The 20,311-nt window shown below is 37.8% G+C and carries 17 protein-coding genes; 2 read left to right on the forward strand and 15 right to left on the reverse strand.

The window, feature by feature from the left end; translation table 11 throughout:
• Positions 1 to 5: 5 nt before the first annotated feature.
• The 5 genes from ACODR7_RS08955 to ACODR7_RS08975 all read right to left on the reverse strand — a co-directional run bounded on the left by ACODR7_RS08955 (position 6) and on the right by ACODR7_RS08975 (position 5,957).
• Positions 6 to 572: a polymorphic toxin-type HINT domain-containing protein gene (locus tag ACODR7_RS08955; protein ID WP_488838719.1), complete on the reverse strand. Its 567-nt coding sequence runs from the start codon at positions 570 to 572 to the stop codon at positions 6 to 8.
• Between the two features lie 228 nt (positions 573 to 800).
• Positions 801 to 1,391, reverse strand: a complete 591-nt coding sequence (locus ACODR7_RS08960) for an SMI1/KNR4 family protein (RefSeq protein ID WP_488838720.1) — start codon at positions 1,389 to 1,391, stop codon at positions 801 to 803.
• A gap of 16 nt (positions 1,392 to 1,407) precedes the next feature.
• Positions 1,408 to 3,012, reverse strand: coding sequence for a polymorphic toxin-type HINT domain-containing protein (locus ACODR7_RS08965; protein ID WP_488838721.1), 1,605 nt, complete (start codon positions 3,010 to 3,012; stop codon positions 1,408 to 1,410).
• Between the two features lie 4 nt (positions 3,013 to 3,016).
• The gene (locus tag ACODR7_RS08970) at positions 3,017 to 3,823 is read right to left on the reverse strand and encodes a hypothetical protein (protein WP_488838722.1); all 807 of its coding nucleotides are present in this window, start codon (positions 3,821 to 3,823) and stop codon (positions 3,017 to 3,019) included.
• A 4-nt stretch (positions 3,824 to 3,827) separates the two neighbouring features.
• Positions 3,828 to 5,957: a type VI secretion system Vgr family protein gene (locus ACODR7_RS08975; protein WP_488838723.1), complete on the reverse strand. Its 2,130-nt coding sequence runs from the start codon at positions 5,955 to 5,957 to the stop codon at positions 3,828 to 3,830.
• Positions 5,958 to 6,841: 884 nt separating this feature from the next.
• Between ACODR7_RS08975 and ACODR7_RS08980 the strand changes: the two genes are divergently transcribed.
• Complete coding sequence (locus tag ACODR7_RS08980) at positions 6,842 to 7,729, forward strand: C1 family peptidase (RefSeq protein ID WP_488838724.1); 888 nt, start codon at positions 6,842 to 6,844, stop codon at positions 7,727 to 7,729.
• Between the two features lie 192 nt (positions 7,730 to 7,921).
• On the opposite strand, the gene ACODR7_RS08985 is transcribed toward ACODR7_RS08980, so the two are convergent.
• From ACODR7_RS08985 to amaB, 8 genes are all read right to left on the reverse strand, one after another.
• Positions 7,922 to 9,337 (reverse strand): efflux transporter outer membrane subunit, encoded by a 1,416-nt coding sequence (locus ACODR7_RS08985; RefSeq protein ID WP_488838725.1) that lies wholly within the window; start codon positions 9,335 to 9,337, stop codon positions 7,922 to 7,924.
• A gap of 96 nt (positions 9,338 to 9,433) precedes the next feature.
• Entirely contained in the window at positions 9,434 to 12,580 is a 3,147-nt protein-coding gene (locus ACODR7_RS08990; protein ID WP_488838726.1) for an efflux RND transporter permease subunit, read from the reverse strand.
• Positions 12,580 to 13,767, reverse strand: a complete 1,188-nt coding sequence (locus ACODR7_RS08995) for an efflux RND transporter periplasmic adaptor subunit (RefSeq protein WP_488838727.1) — start codon at positions 13,765 to 13,767, stop codon at positions 12,580 to 12,582. Before ACODR7_RS08995 ends, ACODR7_RS08990 begins: the two co-directional genes overlap by 1 nt.
• 1 nt (position 13,768) lies before the next feature.
• A complete protein-coding gene (locus ACODR7_RS09000; RefSeq protein WP_488838728.1) occupies positions 13,769 to 14,224 on the reverse strand; it encodes a transcriptional regulator in 456 nt (151 codons plus the stop codon).
• 116 nt (positions 14,225 to 14,340) lie between these two features.
• Positions 14,341 to 14,853 (reverse strand): GNAT family N-acetyltransferase, encoded by a 513-nt coding sequence (locus ACODR7_RS09005; protein ID WP_488838729.1) that lies wholly within the window; start codon positions 14,851 to 14,853, stop codon positions 14,341 to 14,343.
• 176 nt (positions 14,854 to 15,029) lie between these two features.
• Complete coding sequence (locus ACODR7_RS09010) at positions 15,030 to 15,260, reverse strand: DUF2007 domain-containing protein (protein ID WP_076597339.1); 231 nt, start codon at positions 15,258 to 15,260, stop codon at positions 15,030 to 15,032.
• Positions 15,261 to 15,321: 61 nt separating this feature from the next.
• Positions 15,322 to 16,647, reverse strand: coding sequence for an L-lysine 6-transaminase (gene lat, locus ACODR7_RS09015; RefSeq protein ID WP_488838730.1), 1,326 nt, complete (start codon positions 16,645 to 16,647; stop codon positions 15,322 to 15,324).
• Positions 16,648 to 16,759: 112 nt separating this feature from the next.
• Positions 16,760 to 18,310 carry an L-piperidine-6-carboxylate dehydrogenase gene (amaB, locus tag ACODR7_RS09020; RefSeq protein WP_136521510.1) on the reverse strand — a complete coding sequence of 517 codons (1,551 nt, stop codon included), beginning with the start codon at positions 18,308 to 18,310 and terminating at the stop codon, positions 16,760 to 16,762.
• A 135-nt stretch (positions 18,311 to 18,445) separates the two neighbouring features.
• Between amaB and ACODR7_RS09025 the strand changes: the two genes are divergently transcribed.
• On the forward strand, positions 18,446 to 18,595 hold the full coding sequence (locus tag ACODR7_RS09025) for an FAM210 family protein (RefSeq protein ID WP_002979804.1): 150 nt from the start codon (positions 18,446 to 18,448) through the stop codon (positions 18,593 to 18,595).
• A gap of 188 nt (positions 18,596 to 18,783) precedes the next feature.
• Here ACODR7_RS09025 and ACODR7_RS09030 read toward each other — a convergent pair whose 3' ends face one another.
• Both ACODR7_RS09030 and ACODR7_RS09035 read right to left on the reverse strand, forming a co-directional pair.
• The gene (locus ACODR7_RS09030; protein WP_034694367.1) at positions 18,784 to 18,972 is read right to left on the reverse strand and encodes a type II toxin-antitoxin system antitoxin; all 189 of its coding nucleotides are present in this window, start codon (positions 18,970 to 18,972) and stop codon (positions 18,784 to 18,786) included.
• Positions 18,973 to 19,051: 79 nt separating this feature from the next.
• Positions 19,052 to 19,918 (reverse strand): SPFH domain-containing protein, encoded by an 867-nt coding sequence (locus ACODR7_RS09035; RefSeq protein ID WP_110366076.1) that lies wholly within the window; start codon positions 19,916 to 19,918, stop codon positions 19,052 to 19,054.
• Positions 19,919 to 20,311 lie beyond the last annotated feature (393 nt).

Genomic DNA, 20,311 nt, shown 5'->3' on the forward strand with positions numbered 1-20,311 from the left:
AATAATTAAGGTGTTATTTCAAATCTTACGTTAGTAATACCATTTTGACTAAAGACCTGTGAATAATGATCCGCCAATTCTTGACTATTTGTGTGATATATAACTTCATCAAAAGCATTAGAGTATTTTTTTGCCTGGTCAAGCATTTTGTTTTGTTCAGCTATGGCCCAAGGTTTAGTATCCAAAGGATTTCTTAAAGACTTGTTCCAATCTTCAACAAATTTAGCCTCAATAGCTACATTTTTCCCATTAATAACAGCAACATTATCAGCAACTCCGTTTACTAATTGTCCATCAACTATCGCAGTATACTGTCTTGAATTAAAATTTGCAGCTCCTCCATATAAATCTTGAATATCATCTTCGTATTGCTGTGCTTTATCTATAGCTCTATATCTACCATTATGCACCAGAATCCCATCTTCAGTTACATAATAGTTTTCATTATCTTCAATATCAAAATTATAAACTTTTTCGTAATGGGGCAAGACCTCCACGCTGATCACTGTTGTATAATCTCCACCTTTTAAATGTAAAAAATCTCCGGCTTTCAGATTTCCGGCTTCTACCATTCATCATTACAGAAAAACCTATGTTCAGGAGTTACCCGTACAAATTCTCCGGTGGGTAATTCCAAAGAAAGCATTTGCTGGGTAAACCGTTCATGCTTTGTAAGGATAGGTTTATATTCCTGTTGTTTTTGTAAGTTCGTTGTAGTTCTTGGGGTAAATAAAAAAGCTGCTTATTATCAAAGCAGCCTAAAAAGTAGTATTAATATCAAAGATTCTTATAAATGAATATTATCCATTTAATAAGGCATCCCATTCTTCAAAAGAAAGAGGTGGCAAACCTTGTTTTTCTCTTTGCTCATTTTTAATTTTTACTGCTATAGGAGTAATTTTTACTTTACTGTATTTTTTTGCTACCTCAATTTCTTGGACAGTTGGAAGTTCAGATAAGGTTAATTCATCAAGGTATTCATATATACTATTAGCAACTTTTTCTGGCCATTTATCTACACCTTCTATCCCCCAATCATCTATCTCATGAAACCAATAATATATATTCTCTGTTTCTTTATGCATACACAGTAAATCTCCTCCATCTATACTCCCAATAGGGAAAAGTAGATCAGGCATTCTATTTGAATAGATTTCGTAATTTTCAAACAGGCTTTGGTATTTATCTTCGGAAATTCCAAAGAAATAATTTAAATCAAATTCAGTTTTATTATTTTTATAAAATGTTTTGTTGGGTTTACATACATTATAATTCAATAAAATTTCTCTAAAGCTTATAGGAATTTTAAATTGATATTTTATTTCAAAATTATTAATTTTTTCTCCTACTAATTCTTTATCCAGTTGTACTAATGTGATTATTTTATTCATAATAATATTTTTTCGTTTAAGGTAGTGTTCCATCTCTTAGACCTGAAGCTCCACCAGTATGAGGGAAATTACCATTTATTGATTTAGGTACTAATTGCATTGTTAATCCATCTTCAACATGATGCCAAACATAACCTGCAGGAGTCTCAGTGTAACCTGCTGCTGCATTTGCTAATGCTTCATCATGTGAGTATTTACCATTCATTCCTACTACAGGACTAACTTCATCTATAGCATGTGGCGAAAAATCTGGGTAACCTGCCGCATTATAAGTTACAGAATCTCCATTAATATCTGTATAAGTTGTACTGCCATCAGGATGATTAACTGTTTTAGCGTGGTCGATTTTTTTATTTGTAGAAGATGGACTTCTTGGTTTATACCCATTATGCACCAGAATTCCATCCTCAGTCACATAATAGTTTTCATTATCCTCAATATCAAAATTATAAACTTTTTCATAATGGGGCAACACTTCTACGCTGATAACGGTGGTATAATCCCCACCTTTTAAATGTAAAAGATCTCCTGCTTTCAGACTTCCGGCTTCTATCCATTCATCATTACAGAAAAAGCGATGCTCAGGAGTTACCCGTACAAATTCTCCGGTGGGTAATTCCAAAGAAAGCATTTGCTGGGTAAACCGTTCATGCTTTGTAAGGATAGGTTTATATTCCTGCTGTTTTGTAGTTTCGTTATACGTTAATACAAGGTCACCTTCATAAAGATCTTCAATATTTACGAGTCCTTTTTCAGCGTGTACTTTCGTACCTGCAGGAAAACAAACCAATGTGGCTCCTTTTGCTGCAAAAATCCCCAAAACAAGGCTTACGCCACTATCTTTCAGTTTTTCAAGAACATCTTTATCACTGCTCCAGATATTATACTGGTCGTAATAAGCTCCGCCAATTCCCAGTCCACGCATAGTCTTACAGAATAGTGATGCATTTTTAAACCCTTTAAAAGTAAACTGTTCTATCAGTTCCTTTCGTGCTGTATTCATAAACTGCTGTCCGAAGGCTGTCGCAAATCTGGAAGCTCCTTCCCTTAGAGTAGTGGCTCCGGCAGCGGCTGAACCTGCTCCGGTCACCATTCCTGTAGCTCCTCTTCCGGCCAGAAACCCAAAGGCAAAGCTGGCGACATGCCCCAGGTTGGTAAGGGCAGCACTTCCCCATGCTTCCCAAACGGTTTCCTTAGCGGTAATGGTTCCGCCTTCTGCCGGACAAACCATAATGGATGAGAGGGTAAGCGTTTTATGTTCCTGTATGGAGAATTTTTGAGAAGTATTGGTCCAGACCCTCTGGGAAGCGGCGGCTTTACATTTTATAAGTCCGATAGCTACTGCAGCCAAAATAGCGGCAGCAATAATGGCGGCAACCAGCCAGCCAGGTCCTGGGATCATGGCACAAATACCCACAGCAATTCCAGCTGCGGCTCCTGCCATAAAAGCTACACTGCCAAGGCAGACAAAGTTATTGCCTTTCAGGGTATCCAGTTCTGTAGCTGCTTTGTCTCCACTGAAGGTGACAAAATCCTGACTGGTGACCTTCATTTGCTTGGGAGCTACTCCTTTATCGCAGACCAGATAATGTTTTTCGGTAAGATATTGTTCATCTTCCATAATGTTACAATTCTAAATGAGTATCCATATAACAGTGATAATAGAAAAATTCACCCAGTTTCTCGGTAATGGTAAAATCTGATTTTAACAATATCCGGTCATCATACAGGTATTTTCCTTTTACCTGATAGTCGGGATGCATATAATTGTCTTTTGCAAATTCCCGTAGCCTTCGGATCATCTTTTCATCACGGATCATCTTTCCTTCTGCATTCCATTCATTCAATCCCTCTTCCGTCTCTCTCTCCGATACGGAAAGATTAACAGGAATTACAACTCCGGCTCCGAAACGGTCCATATCTTCTCTTTTAAGATAGCTTTTAGCCCCTTCCGGCATAGGTTCTTTTCCGAAAATATAGAAAAACTGGTAAATAAAATGGATGTAACGGATGCTTTTTATTTCCATTTCTTCATTGGTCAGTTCATATTCTTTAGCCCGGATAATTTCATAAGCTTCAATAGGATGGGCATTGGTGAGCCATTCTTTTATATCTTTCCATTTTCCGCGGATCATGTCGCCGTTATAGATTTTGGCAATTTCTCCTTTCTTATTGATCCCTACTTCCAGAGTACTGTAGATGCTGCATACTTTATTGGTCATTTCAGTAATCTGGACAATTAACGGATCTTCATACATTTCCAGCCCATAATCTGTTTCTGTGATTTCAAAAATGTGATAATCTTCATTGGGATCTTTTCCTTTATAGATCACAGAGGTTTTAATATTGATCTTATAATTACTGTCCAGACTGTGTACTTTAGTTTTTCCAACTACAGCAGTATTGTACAGGTATTCTTTTCCAATCTCCATTATTCTATTTATTAATATTTACTTTCTTACCATTCACCTGCACTTCCGAGCTTCCGGTGACGGTTACATTTTTACCGCCCAGTTTCGTATCATTGGTTGCCGAAAAATCAATGCTCTCTTTGGCATCAATCTTTATTTCTTTTCCGTTGATAGTGATTTTTCCTTCTTTATCAATGATAACGGTACTGGCACCCACCATAATTTTAAATTCTGTATTGGCCGTAAGGGATACTTTTCCGGTTTTATCCATCTGAAGAACCGAAGCATCAGCTACGTTAATCATATTGGTGTTTCCTGCTCTTACGGTATTATCATTCCCTACGTTTACTTCTTTGTTCTTATTGGCATTGGTAGTTGCGTTTCCTGCTCCATCAAAGAACATATTAGCCCCTCCCTGGTCTTTAAGATTCACAGATCCGGCGCCATTGTCATATTTCAGTTCTGCACCGCTCCGGCCGCTGAAACTCATGATGTTATTTCCGGCACCGCCCCCGCCTCCAATTCCGCCATGATACATTCCTCCCATCACAAAAGGACGGTCCGGATGAAGATGTACAAAGTTGACAATTACCTGGTCGCCTACTTCGGGAACAGACATAAAGCCACGGTTTTTGCCTACTTTTTCACTGCTTCCGGCATCCGGAGACATCACGCGGATAAATTCTGTAGTATCCTGCCCGCCCTGCCAGTCGAGCTGAACCTGTACACGGCCCTGGTTCTCAGGATCCGTATTGGAAACCACCTTTCCAAACTGGGGTTCTGCTGTGGGAACTGTAAATTCCGGTCTTGGTATAAATCCGGTATCAGAAGCTATTGCCCGGAAAGAGCCATCGTAATATCCGCGGGCATCTACTTCATGGGTTACTTCTATAAGCATGAGCCTGGTAAAATAACCGGTATCATTGGTATCCGTTTTACGCATCTCAACATCTGCAATACATCCAGGATAAAGAAAGGGTACGGTTGTATTGCCGGAGGTTACAAAAACTTCTGAAGCCTTGCTTCCGGCTGCTCCTTTCTGTGAAGCATCAATATCCATGAAAGAGGAGGCTTTAATGGGAGCTACTCTCAGAGACGGGGTCTGAAAAGTTTTCTCCGAAATTTCATAAGCTCTCTTCGCAATATCTGAGGTATGGGTTATTTTTGAACTTCCGCCTTTAAATTTTTCATTTTTGCTGCTGTTATATCCGTAAAATGATGGATTTACATGCTGGGCTTTCATTCTAATTTTAACATCGGTAAGATTACTGCCATAAGTCAATAATACTGGTTTTTCCTGTGGAGGCAGCTGTCCGAAATGTAAAACTTCCCCATCATAGAAAAATTGTTCTCCATACGCTTCAGCCATTCTGGCCAGATAATTATAATGGGTTTCTTCATACTGACAGCTGTAAGATACATTGCCATGACGTGCATCCACCCTGAAATCAAATTTCCCCTGTCCCAACCCCTGTTTAATCACTTCATTCGCAATACTGTTCAAACTTACCGGTTGCGCGCCTCCAAAACTTTGAATATGAGGGGCAGCATCCAGCAAGATTGTTGGGCTGAAACCGGACAAAACAAGATTTCCCAGACTTCCTTTTTCCTGGCTGAAACCAACTTCCGTGATAACACCTATAAAATTTCGTTCAGCACCACCTTCCACATCTTTATATTTGAAAACAACGGTAATTCTTTTTCCGAGAAAATTCTGTACTTTTTCAAGATTATGATTTTCTGTATCTCCTAAAGCATCATGAGCAAGAATGAGTTCAAATTCATGATGCTTAGTTGTACTTTGTGTCAGTTTAAAATGTTTGAAATATTGTACAGGCTTACCTTCCACATGAATATCAAGCTTTACTACCCGATTAATCCCTGCTATAGCGCTCTCCGGAATACTGTCGGCATTAAATATTCCGGAAGTAGGCTGTTTAGCCCAAAGTTTCTCTTTTATGATGGCTGGTTCATTGGGTAATAAGGGCTGGTTCAGAAACTGTTTCCCTGTATTCATCACCTGGGCTGCATTAGTAGCTTTTGAAGCCGCTTTCTTTACTTCTTTGATTTTTTTATTTTCTTTAATTTTGTTAACAAAATTTTTCTTTTCTGAATCTATTTCCGGTTTGGGAAAATTATTCTGTTCCTGAAACATGATATCATAATTTTTATCGGTTCTATTGATAAACGGAGATTTTCACCTAAAAGGCGGGACCATTCTGCTCGGAAAGACAATCAGTAATATATGATGGTCTCAATACAAAATTACTGTCAGACTGTCTTGAGAATTATATCAGAAAGAGTATGAATAAAGATCAATACTCAAAAGTTCATTAAAAGCAGCCATTTTTCAGGCGCATGAATGTTCTTTTTCATAAGTTTTTTTATTGATTTGGTTCTGCCAATTTATCATCTTAAATATTCACTTCAAAATGAATTAGCTATTATTTTAAAAATTGTAGTAGTTCTACGACAGTGAATGAAAAAATTCCATGCTAAACCCTTATAAAGTAAAGGCGTTATATTTTTATGATTCTAGTCCATTTTCTAAACAAACAATAATATAAGTTGTAAAGAATTATTCATATTATTTTAGAAAGAATCAATGGAATAAAATTGTTTAAAGAATGAGTTGCCAGGCTTGTTCCAAACCCCATTCTTATTCTTAAATAACACAGGATAAATCCAAAAAATCTGAGGAGCGAATGTTACAAAAGAATACATAAGTAAATTAGTAGTAATTGTATAATTTCCTATGTGAAGAGCTCCAAATAAAAAAGACGATCTGAAAAAGAAAAAAAAGCGATGGAAACATTGACAACTTCATACTTGAAGGAGAAACTCATTGCTGAAAACAAATAGTCCATTTTACATTAAATTCACAAAATAATGAATAATATTAACAACTATAAACAAAAGCGATGAATAAAAACAAATAAAAATATAAAAAAACTAAAACATTAACATATTCATAAAGTATATCATAATTATATAAGAATAATTTATATTTTTATATAATAAATTTTAAATAATATAATAATGAAAAATCTAAAACTAATTGCTATCGTATTGGGGATGCTATCTCTTTCTTCATGTAACAGAAATGAAGAAGAACAAAATACTCAGCAACCTAACAAGGAAAATCAGGCAATGCGTTCATTAGGAGCAATCCTGGTAGATGATAAAACCTACAATTCATTCGCTAAAGCTGATATAGAAGCATTAACAATGAAATTTAAAGGAAAATCAGCCGAAACCCTCATAGCTTCTATTCCATCAAATTATACTATACCCAACACTCCTCCAATAGTAAATCAGGGACAGGAAGGTTCATGCGTTGCTTTTGCTACAGCTTATGCTGCTGCAAGTACTCTGGAATATAATTTTAAAGGGATAACTAATCCAAGAAGTCCTGAATATGTTTACAATCAGATTAAAGTAAGCGGCTGTCCTAATGGAACTTATGTATCCAGTGGATTAAATTTAATAAAGGATCAGGGAGTTTGCAGTTGGAATGAAATGCCATACACAGATGTTGAGTGCTCTACCCAGCCCAATGCAACTCAAAAAAGTGCAGCAAGTACACATAAATTTACAACCTGGGCTACTGTAGATAAAACCAATATCAATAATGTAAAGACACTTTTAAGTATGAATTTACCAATAATCATTACAGTTACGGTAGATGGAAGCTTTGATAGTTTGAGTTCTGCAAACAATTGGATCTGGAAAAGTCATTCTGGTGCTACAAGAGGAGGACATGCCATTTGCGTAGTGGGTTATGACGATGCTAAACAAGCTTTTAAAGTACAAAATTCCTGGGGTACCGCATGGGGAAACAATGGATTTTTCTGGATAGACTATGCATTTTTTGCCAAGGCTAGAAAAGGAGCTATAAATGAAGCTTATGTAGCCTATGTTCAATAAAAATTAACTTTGAGTAAGTCTCCTATGCTTGTATTGTCAAATGTAGGAGACAGTCTCATTTTTATGCTTTTAAAACTGGATCATTTACTTTTTACAAATAATAACACTAGTAAAATCAGATTAATATTGTCAATAAAAAACGTATGCCATTGCTGACATACGTTTTTTATGATATTATATTGCAGAATACGGCTATTTCCAGCCTCCGCCCAAAGCCTGATAAAGCTCAACGGCGGCTTTCATTTTGCTGTATCTTGCATTGGAGATGTTAAGCTCTGCATTCAATGAATTCACACTGGCGTTCAACACTTCAAGATAGTTGGCCATCCCATAGTTTACCAATTCCTGAGAATAGTCTACCGATTTTTTGTAGGCATCCAGCTCTTTTTGTTTCAAATCAATAAATGAATCCTGAACCGAGAAAACCCTGATGGCATCCGAAACTTCTTTTCCGGCAGTCAAAACTGTTTTTCTGAAGTTAAGATAAGCCGTTTCCTTATTGGCAAGGCTTACGTCATAGTTAGTCTGTATCTGTCTCTTATTCAAAATCGGCTGAGCCAGTCCCGCCACTACATTTGCAAACAATGAATTGACACTGAATAAATGGTCAATGTCAACAGACTGAAGCCCACCGCTCCCTGTTAATTTTAAAGTTGGATAAAACTGAGCTTTGGCTGCATTGGTCAACTCAAAAGCATTCATTAAATTATATTCCGCTCTCATAACATCCGGACGGTTGGCCAGAAGTTGAGTAGGATAACCTAATTTCAAATCGATGGGAAGCTTTTGCCCTTCCAATGTAGATCTTTCGATAGCGTGAGAAGGTTCTCCCATCAAAAGACTCATGGTATTTTCCAGCAACTGTATTTGTGTATCAATATCAATCAGTAATGATTTGGCATTGAAAACCAGAGCCTCACTTTGCTGTACTGCTACTTCAGTAACTGTTCCGGAAGTTTTTAAAGCCTTAGTAGCTTCAAGGTTTTTCTCTCTTACTGCAATGGTTTCCGTAATAATTCTCTTCTGTGCATCAAATGTCAACAATTGATAATATGCAGAAGCAATGGAAGACACCAAACTGCTTTTAACCGCTTTATGTGCTGCAACAGTTCCTAAATAAGTGGCCAGCTGTGCTTTCTCCTGTGCCTTCAATTTACCCCAGATATCAGCTTCCCATCCGATACTTGCTGTAATGTCAAACTGATTTACATATCGCCTTTCTCCAATGATCTGTCCAAACTGGGTATTGATAGACTGCGTCTGAAATGTATAGTTGGGTCCGACAGAAAGGGTTGGCTGATAGGCTGCTTTACTCTGTTTAAGATAAGCTTCCGCAGAATTAATACTTTCCAAAGCAATTCTGATATCAAGATTGTTTTCCAGTGCCTTGGAAATATGCCCCTGCAATATCGGATCAGTGAATATCTCTTTCCAGGAAATATCGGCAATATTGGTACTGTCCGAAGGAAGCATGTCTGTACGAAAAAGCTTTTCGTCCACAACATTCTTCGGTCTTTCATATTCTTTTCTTGCCATACAGGATGAGATGGCTCCGAGTATGAAAACCGAAAAGGTGATTCCTTTTATGATGTTTAATAAACTCTTCATTATTTAAAATTAGAAATTAGATGTTAGAGGTCAGAAGTTAAATAGGGTTTTAGACTTACTTTCTAAAGATCCAACTTCTGACTTCTCTAATTAATTTTATTCTGCTAAATTGATATCTTCTTTTTTGATAGGTTTAATTTTTTCCTGCAGTGTTTCAAAAATCACATACAGAACCGGAATTACGAATAATCCCAAAACAGTTCCTATCAATAGTCCGATGGCCGCACCCGTAGCGATAGACCTGTTTCCTACTGCTCCGATTCCACTTGCCAGCACCAACGGCAATAAACCGAAAATAAAGGCGAATGAGGTCATCAGAATAGGTCTTACCCTGGCTTTCGCTGCATTGATGGCTGACATCACAATGGTTTCACCATGATGTCTTCTCTGAACAGCGAATTCAACAATAAGAATTGCATTTTTCGCCAATAGTCCCACGAGCATGATCAGAGCAATCTGGAAGTAAATATTATTTTCCAGTCCCATAATCTTCTGGCCGAAGTAAGCTCCCATTACCCCAAGAGGAAGAGAAATAATAACGATCAGCGGAAGGATATAACTTTCATACTGTGCGGAAAGGATAAAGTAAACGAAGATCAAACTTAACCCGAAAATCAGAAGGGTCTGAGATCCTGAATTTAATTCTTCTCTCGTTAACCCTGTAAATTCTACGGCATAGTTTTGATTCAGGGTTTCATCCGCCACCTGCTGTACCGCAGCAATAGCATCCCCGGAACTGTATCCGTCAGAGTTTGCTCCTGTCACCTTCACGGAAGTAAACAGGTTATAGCGGCTTACAGATTGTGGCCCATAGGCTTTTTTCAAGGTTACAAACTGTGAGATCGGAGTCATGATACCTGATCCTGTTCTCACATACAGCTGATTCAGGTTTTCAATATTCTTTCTGTTCTCAGGAAGCGCCTGAACCATAACCCTGAATTGCTTTCCATACTTGGTAAAGTCGGCTGTATAAATACCACCAATATACCCCTGCATGGTAGACAGGATGTCGTTTACAGAAACTCCAAGCTGTTTGCTCAGAGGAACATTAATTTCCATCTGATACTGAGGATATTTCGTATTGAATGAAGTCTGTGCAAACTGAATTTCCGGTCTCTGCATCAGTTTACCGATGAATTCATTGGTTTTAGCATCCAGATCAGCATATTCTCCACCTGATTTATCAAGCAACACCATTTCAAAACCTGCACTGCTACCAAATCCCGGTACACTTGGCGGCTGGAAGAATACCACTTTGGCATCAGGAACAGATCCTACAATTCCGAATAATTTTTTGGTGATGTCTTCAGAAGTCTGTCCGCCTTTTTTTCTTTCTTCGAATGGTTTCAGTTTCACAAAGGCAAGACCGTTGTTACTTCCGTTTCCGGATAAGAATCCTCTACCTGTTGAAATGGTTACGTTCTGCACGCCCGGAACTTTCAGTGCTTTCGCCTGAAGCGTTTTCAAAGCGTTGTAAGTTCTTTCCATAGAAGCCCCCGGAGGAAGCTGAACATCTGTAAAGATAATTCCTCTGTCTTCTGTAGGTACAAACCCTTTCTTCATACTGCTGCTTGCCCAGAATAAGATCCCCCCGGTAACTGCAAAAATAATCAGGGTTACCCATTTATGTCTTAACAGGAATACAAATCCTCTTCCGTAACGTTCAGTAGTTGTTTTAAAAGCAATATTAAACTTATAGAAAAACTTCTGTAGTAAGTTTAAGTTCTTATACTCTGCATGATGTGCTTCATGAGGTTTCAGGAATAATGAACATAAAACAGGACTCAGCGTTAATGCATTAATTGCAGAAATGATGATGGCTATAATCAGTGTAATACCAAACTGCTGGTAGAACACCCCTGTAGGCCCCGTAATGAACGTTACCGGAATAAATACCGCCGCCATTACCAAAGTAATAGAAATAATAGCTCCTGTAATCTCATCCATGGCTTCTACAGTCGCTTTTTTAGCATCTGAAATACCGTGTTCCATCTTCGCATGAACGGCCTCGACGACGACGATGGCATCATCCACCACAATTCCGATCGCCAGTACCAATGCAAAAAGGGTTAACAAGTTTAATGAATATCCGAAAAGATTCAGGAAGAAGAACGCTCCTACAATAGATACCGGAACCGCAATGGCCGGGATCAGCGTAGATCTGAAGTCCTGAAGGAAAATATATACTACAATAAATACCAGAATAAAGGCCTCAATCAGGGTATGTACTACCTTTTCAATGGAAGCTTCCAGGAATTCGTTGGTATCAAAATTAAAAGTATACTTTACGCCCTTTGGAAAAGTTCCTTCGGCTGATTTCAGATAGGCTTTGATATTTTTAATAATCTCCTGTGCGTTGGATCCCGGAGTCTGGAAGATTCCCATACTGATGGAAGGGTAGTTCCCATTTTCCCCGACACCGGAATAAGACTGCCCGGCAAGCTCTACTTTAGCTACATCTTTCAGCATCAGGTTTTGTCCGTTTGCAAGAGATTTGATGATGATATTATCGTACTGCTCTTTATCGTTGAATTTACCTACATATTTGATGATATATTCAAAAGAACTTCCGCTGTTCTGTCCGATAGAACCTGCAGCGGCTTCTCTACTCTGCTCATTAATGGCATTGGTAACATCCGTAGGAGTTACACTGTAGGCAGCCATTTTTGCAGGATCCAGCCAGATTCTCATCGAGTAGTTTTTACCACCGAAAACGTTGGCATCCCCTACACCATTTACCCTTTTCAGGTTCGGAATGATATTGATATTCAAAAAGTTCTGAAGGTACACATCATCAAGATCCTTATTTTCAGAATAGAAAGACATATACATCAGGGCACTGGTCTGCTGCTTCTGAGTTACAACCCCTGAACGTGTTACTTCAGATGGTAAAAGAGGTGTTGCTCTGGCCACACGGTTCTGTACGTTTACCGCTGCAATATCCGGATCTATTCCCTGTTTGAAAAAAACCTGGATCTGAGCAGAACCGTCATTACCGGCACTGGAAGTGATATAATCCATACCTTCCACCCCATTGATCTGTTCTTCCAAAGGTACTACTACACTTTTCATTACCGTCTCGGCATTGGCTCCCGTATAATTGGCGGAAACACTTACCGTAGGCGGTGCAATATCCGGATACTGTGTAACCGGTAACGAGATCAGTCCCAGCACACCGAGAATCACAATCAGGATTGAGATTACGGTGGATAAAACCGGTCTGTTAATAAAGTTCTTTATCATTAGAATTTCGGTTTTATAGATTGAACAAGACTATCCATTTTGATTGGCTTCGGCTTCACTGCTGTTCCCGGTTTCAACCCTCCGATACCAGCTGCAATAATTGTTTCTCCTTTATTAACTCCTGATTTGATGAGAGCCATATTGTCGATTCTGTCAATAACATTCACAACAACGTTTCTGGCAGTATCTCCTTTTTCTACTTTGTATACGTAAACAATACCCTGTTGTTCGTAAGTAGCACTTTCAGGTACCACAAGAACATTATCATAATGCTGAGGGAATCTGATGGTTCCGCTGTTACCATTACTTAATAATTTCTGAGCGTTCGAGAAAGCAACTCTGAACTGAATAGTCCCGGTTGTAGGATCAATCTGTCCTGTAATGGCTTCAATTCTCCCTTTTTCAGGATAAAGACTTCCATTGGCCAGCTGAAGCTCAACCATGGGTAAGTTTTTGATTTTCTCAGGCATAGAGGCTCCCGGAGATTTTTCAAGAAAATCAAAATATTCCTTTTCATTCATCGCGAAGTAAGCGTAGATCTCAGAAGTATCAGAAATTGTTGTAAGAGGCGTCTGATCAGACGGCCCTACCAAACTTCCTACTTTCAATGGCAGTCTTCCGATTACCCCTGAAATAGGTGCACGGATAATAGAATATTCAATATTGGCTTCTACGCCTTTGTAATTAGCTTCAGCCTGTCTTTTGGCGGCATTCGCCTGTTGCAGCTGTGCCTGTGCCTGAGCCAGATGTGCCTGAGCGGTCTGTAACTGTACGTTACTGATGATATTTTTCTGAACCAGAGGTTTTAGTTTATTTACTTCTACCTGAGCTGCGTTTACAGAAGCCTGAGCTGCGGCAACACTAGATGCTGCAGCACCGATTCCTGCTTTGGAAGCGGCTGCATTTTCGGTCAGAATATTGGTTTCCAGACGGAACAATGGCTGTCCTTTGGTAACATATTGTCCTTCATCTACCAATACCTGGGTAATATATCCCTGTATCTTTGCACGTACATCATTGTTTACCCTACCCTGGATGGTAGCCGGAAACGTCTGATAACCCACTATATTTTTTGACTCCACGGAAATGACAGGATACGGCTTGGCACCATCCTGTTTCGGAGCTTCTTTTTTGCAGGCCGTCAGTGAAAACGCTGCAATGGAAAGTATAACTAGCTTATTATTCATTTTATAGTTTATTAAGAGATTCCTGAATATTTTCTATATTTTTATTTAAGAGTGCTTTGTAAACTTCTATTTTTTCATTGTATCCATCGTCTTTACTTTTTTTAAAATTGTTTAAATCATCTAATAGTCTTAATTCGTCCTGCATTTTCTGGACAATTTTTTCGAATCGTATTTTTTTGTATTCATCATTGATGAAAAAATACCGTTTCCGCTCATCCATTTTGTTATGGTCTACGATAAGCTGAGCATTAAGCAGTAATGAAATACTGGTAGAAACAGAACTTTTGCTCGCGGAGAGCACTTCAACAAACTCGTCAAAAGTAATTCCTACTTTCTCATAGTCAAAAAGAAGGTAGGAATAAATTTTTGAGGCTAAAGGAGGTAAGCTAAACACGGTGCCATAGAATTTTACGGCATCCTGAAAAATTTTTTCATCAACTTCTATACTTTGGTGCATAATATAAAAATTTGAACAAAAGTAGAAATTAGTTCAGAACCAAACGAACAAACCTGATAGAGTTTATAAATACAGAGCGTTTTAAAAATTCAATGAAAGTTGATTTAACTTTTGGGCTAAATTATAATCTTCTCAAAAGCTTTCCTCAATCCGTCTTTCAAAAGAACCTCTCCACAATAAGAGTAACCTTTGCCTTCAAGAATTTTCAACATAGCCATATTATCATGGTTGGTATCTACTTTAACACTCTGAATTCCATGGAATTTAGCAAACTCCTCAATCTGATCAAAAAGTTTTTTTACCATACCCTGCCCTGCAAATTTTTCATCTACAGCCACTCTGTGAACCACAACAAATTCACCGTCACTTAACCATGCTCCTTCAATGGTGCTGTAAGCCGGTTCATCATTCAAGATCAGGGCTGCATATACTGCAATCTCTCCATCTACAGTCAATACATGCCCGAATCCTTTCGCAATGTCACTTTCCACTGTCCCGAGATTAGGGTATCCGTTCTGCCACTGGGTGCTTCCATCCTGTCTTCTTCTTTCGATGGATTGCTGAATGATTTCCCAAATAATGTTCCTGTCTTCAATTTCCGCTTGTCTTAGTTTAATCTGTGGATTCATGCTGTAAAATTTGATTAAAAGATTGAATGATCTAAGAATTAGAAATCAGAATAGCCACTCTTCCTTCAATCTTTGAAGTATTCATCTTTTAATGGTTTTTAATTAATTAAAAAACCGAAAATTAATTATAATTAATTTTCGGTTTGAAGTAGTAAAATTTAAAATTATGAAATTGTTTATTGATTTTCACTTTGTTGAAGGTAAGCATCAATAATTTCAAATGCTCTTTTTTCTTCTTCCAGATCTACCATAAGCTTCAGCGAAGTTGCCGTTGGCGTAGTGGTAAACGTAAGATAGTTATTTTCAACGGTATTTGCAATTTGTGCGTCATCCAATTTAGACTTAACCAACTGAATTTCTGAAGGGTTATCACTTACATAAACTGATACTCTCGTACTTCTTTCCATATCCTAAATGTTTGAGTATCTAAATATACGATGTTTTTTTTAAAATTACAAATCCCGGATTTTAAATTTTATTAATATTATTTTCAATTTTGTCTAAAGCAAGCTGGATTTCTTCTTTAGTAACATTTAAATGAGGTCTGAAACGAAGAGACTGGTCTCCACAAGGAAGAATGATTAAGCCGTCGTTGAAAAGCTCATTCATCAGGTGATTTCTCTGCTCTGCAGTGGGAAGATCAATAGCACACATCAAGCCTCTTCCTCTTGCATTGGAAATTTTTTCAGGATATTTTTCAGCAAGGGCTTTTAAGCTTTCCAGTAAGAAATCTCCCACTACTCGTGCATTCTCAACAAGATTTTCTTTTTCAATCACTTCCATTACCAATTGGAAACGAAGCATATCAATAAAGTTTCCTCCAAATGTAGAGTTGATTCTTGAACTTTCTCTGAAAACATTGTTCGGAACCTGATCAAACTTTTCTCTATTGGCCAGTACGCCGCAAACCTGAGCTTTTTTACCGAAAGAAATAATATCAGGTTTTGCTGTAAAATGCTGGAATGCCCACATTTTTCCTGTAATGGCAATCCCTGTCTGAACTTCATCAAAAATAAGTAAGATTTCATTTTGATCACAGATTCTTCTTAATCCTAATAAGAATTCGTCTCTGAAATGGTTGTCACCTCCTTCAGCCTGAATAGGCTCAATGATGATACAAGCCACTTTATCAGGGTTCATCAAAATAGCTTCTTCAATCTGAACTAAAGCAAGGTTTTCGTTTTTGATGGTTTCTTCAAGGTTCTCTTCAGTAATCGGGAACTTTAATTTTGGGTTTAAAATTCTCGGCCAGTTGAACATCGGGAAATACTGATACTTTCTTGGATCAGAAGTATTGGTTAGGCTCAAAGTATAACCACTTCTTCCATGGAAAGCCTGTTTGAAATGAATACAGATTCCTGCTTCTGTGTTTAAGCCTTTTGCAAAGTTTTTGCGGGTTTTCCAGTCGAAGCATGCCTTCATTGCGTTTTCAACCCCCATTGTTCCGCCTTCAATAAAGAAAGCATATTGTAATTCTTCAGGAATAACTACTCTTTCAAAAACTTCAAGGAAGTGAGCGTATTCTTCTGAGTAAACGTCAGCTAAAGTAGGCTTGTTCACAGCCATTCTTCCTAACCATTCTGATCTTTCTACAAGATAAGGGTGGTTGTACCCGATAGATGCTGACGCAAACATAGAGAACATATCCAGGTATTCTCTGTCTGTCAGTTTATCATAAAGCCAAGATCCGTGTGATCTTTCAATATCCATCACAAAATCGAAACCGTCTGCCAACACATGTCTTCCTACTGTTTCTTTTACTTTATTTGCTTTTATATCTAATGTGTGTTCCATAATAAATTTGTAGTGTGATTTAATAAGTGAGTGATTAAATAATCCAATGAATACAGCATTTAATCATTCAGGTTATTAATTTTTTTGTTTTTAAGTACTTTAAGCAAAACTTTTATAAATCAAATTTAATCCCTTGTGCTAAAGGAAGTTGCGCTGTATAATTTATAGTATTGGTTTGTCTTCTCATATAGTATTTCCAGGCGTCAGATCCTGACTCTCTTCCTCCTCCGGTTTCTTTTTCACCACCAAAAGCTCCCCCAATTTCAGCACCGGAAGTTCCGATATTGACGTTGGCAATACCACAGTCTGAACCAGCATGAGAAAGAAACAGCTCTGCCTCTCTTAAATTCTGGGTCATGATCGCAGAGGATAATCCCTGAGGAACATCATTCTGGATAGCGATAGCTTCCTCTAATGTTTTGTATTTGATTAAATATAGGATTGGTGCGAAAGTTTCGTGCTGAACAATCTCATAAGAGTTTTTCACTTCTGCAACGCAAGGCTTCACATAGCATCCGGATTCGTAATCTTTTCCGGTTAGAACTCCGCCTTCAACAACGAATTTTCCACCTTCTTTTTTACATTTCTTGATAGCTTCTTCGTATTGATTTACAGCATCAGTATCAATAAGCGGTCCAACATGGTTTTTCTCATCCAATGGATTTCCGATTTTCAACTGTCCGTAAGCCTTTGCCAATCTTGTTTTCACTTCATCGTATACACTTTCGTGGATAATAAGCCTTCTTGTTGAAGTACATCTCTGACCAGCAGTTCCTACAGCTCCGAAAACAGCTCCGATGATCGACATGTCGATATCAGCTTCTTTTGTAATGATAATGGCATTGTTTCCACCTAATTCAAGGATAGACTTCCCGAATCTTTCTGCTACTTTCGAAGAAACCATTCTTCCTACTCTGGTAGAACCTGTGAAAGAAACAAGAGCAACTCTTTTATCGTCTACCAGTTTCTGCCCGATTTCGTGGTCTGATACCAATACACTTGAAACGCCTTCAGGAAGGTTATTTTCCTTCAGAACTTCCATCATGATATTCTGGCATGCAATAGCGCAAAGCGGTGTTTTTTCAGATGGCTTCCAGATGGTAACGTTACCACAGATCCATGCTAAAGCTGTATTCCAGGACCATACTGCTACCGGAAAGTTGAATGCGGTGATAATCCCGACAACTCCCAGCGGATGGTACTGCTCATACATTCTGTGTCCAGGTCTTTCAGAGTGCATGGTGTACCCCTGAAGCTGTCTTGAAAGTCCTACTGCAAAGTCACAGATATCAATCATCTCCTGAACTTCTCCAAGACCTTCCTGCAAAGATTTACCCATTTCGTAAGAAACAAGTTTACCAAGGTCGTCTTTATATTCTCTTAATTTTAAGCCCAACTGTCTTACCATCTCTCCTCTTTTAGGAGCCGGAATCAGCCTGAATTCCTGAAATGCCTTTTGAGCAGTTTCAATTACTTTGTCATAATCACTTTCTCCGGAAGTTTTTACTTTAGCGATTAACTTTCCGTCCACAGGAGAAATGCTTTCTATCACCTTTCCTGAAGCGAAATATTTTCCGCCCACTGAAGTCCCTTTGTTCTCTTCTTTAATCCCAAGATTTCTGAGTGTTTTTTCGATTCCGAAATCCTTTACTTTTTTTGACATAAAATCTTACTTTTCGTTCTCTCTAAAGATAAAAATATTATGCGAACCTCAAAACTTTAATTTTTAATACGTTTTTTATTTGGACTAATTATAAACATGTTTATCTTTGCAGGGTAATCTTTTTGATAATCACCAATGGAAAATTCACAAGAAAACAACTCAAAGCTTAAAAAGTGGTTCAAGCGTGTGGGATGGGCAGGATTAGCTTTCTTTACCATAAAAGGCTTGATTTGGCTCGTCATATTCTACGTTGGAGCAGACAGTCTCCAAAGCTGTATACAATAAAAAAGCAGAGAAAATTTCTCTGCTTTTTTTTGGGTATAAGATTAATTGAATTGTTATTTCTTTATTGAAAAGCTAAAAAAAACGGTCTTTTTTATATTTTCTGCAATTAAAAAAAGGAAAAAAATAATTGATTTCTGTACGATTAATCCCGAAAAAGATTATTTCCCATCTTTAATTTACTCTTTACACTACTCTTTTTTCTTTCTCCCTGCGTTCACCAGGCTCTGATGAAGCAGATATTCTATCTGTCCGTTCACACTTCTGAATTCATCATTGGCCCACTTTTCAAGGAGTTTATAAGTAGACTCGTCTATTCTTATCACAAAGGATTTTTTCCCTTTGCTTTCTGAAGAGTTCTGAGCTTTTTCTGATTTCATTTTCTAAATTCTCTTACATTATTTCTGATTACTTTAGTGTAAAACTTTATACACTAAAATCCAACTGTTTTTTCACTTCTTAATTGTAAAGTGTTCCAGCATTTAATATAGGTGTTGCTGCTTTTTCACCGCAAAGAACTACCATTAAATTGCTTACCATTGCCGCTTTTCTTTCATCATCCAATTCAACGATATTATCTTCTGAAAGTTTTTTCAATGCAAGATCTACCATTCCTACAGCCCCTTCCACAATCTTGGTTCTTGCTGCAACAATAGCTGTTGCCTGCTGTCTCTGAAGCATTGCTCCGGCAATTTCTGAAGCATAAGCCAGGTGTGAAATTCTTGCTTCCTGAATCACAATTCCAGCTTTTGAAAGGCGGTCTGTAAGCTCCTGTTCCAAAATAGAATTGATTTTATCTCCTCCTTCTCTTAAGGTAATCGGAGCATGATCATCTTCTAAGTTATCATAAGGAAAGCTCATCGCCAAATGTCTTACGGCTGCCTCACTCTGCATTTTTACAAAGTCAGAATAACGCTCTACATCAAAGGCCGCTTTATAAGTATCTCCCACTTTCCATACAATTACAACTGCAATTTCAATAGGGTTACCCATTTTATCATTTACCTTCAAAGTCTGACCCTGCAGATTTTCGGAACGTAAAGAAATTTTTTGTGATGAATATAAAGGATTGATAAAGAATAATCCATTCTCTTTTACACTTCCCACATATTTTCCAAAGAAGTTTAATACTCTCGAATGGTTCGGCTGAATAATCATTAACCCTTTTAAGAAAAAGCACGAAAGAAGAAAGCACAGCATAGAGATAACCACATAGGCTATACTTTGATCTACTCCACTCACAAAGAAGTATACTGCTGCTACAAACAAGGCCAGGCAAATGACCAATGTAAGATAACCCGACATAGGTTTTAATGTTTTTTCCATAATTGAAATTTATTTTGATATTATTTTGATATCATAAAGATAGTAATCAATTTTGAATTACAAATGATGAATTTTGTTTTTTTTGAATGAGCTGCGGGTTTCGGGTTTCGAGATGTGGGTATTTTTAACTAACGCAAAGTTCGCGAGGTTAATTTATTAGGATGCATTATATTTTTGTTCGCAAAGCCACTTCGTTTAGCGAAGACCAATACTTTCTTTGCTGAGTGAAATGCCTTTGCGAACGAAATTTTATTATCAACAAAATCATTGTGAACCTTAGCGTTAGAATTCGAGATGCAGATATTTTATCAAACGCTAAATGCGAGGTCAATTTGTTTTATTATGCGTTTTATTTTTGCGCGCAAGCCACTTCGTTTAGCGAAGACCAATACT

The organism is Chryseobacterium sp. FG46 (assembly GCF_057809135.1).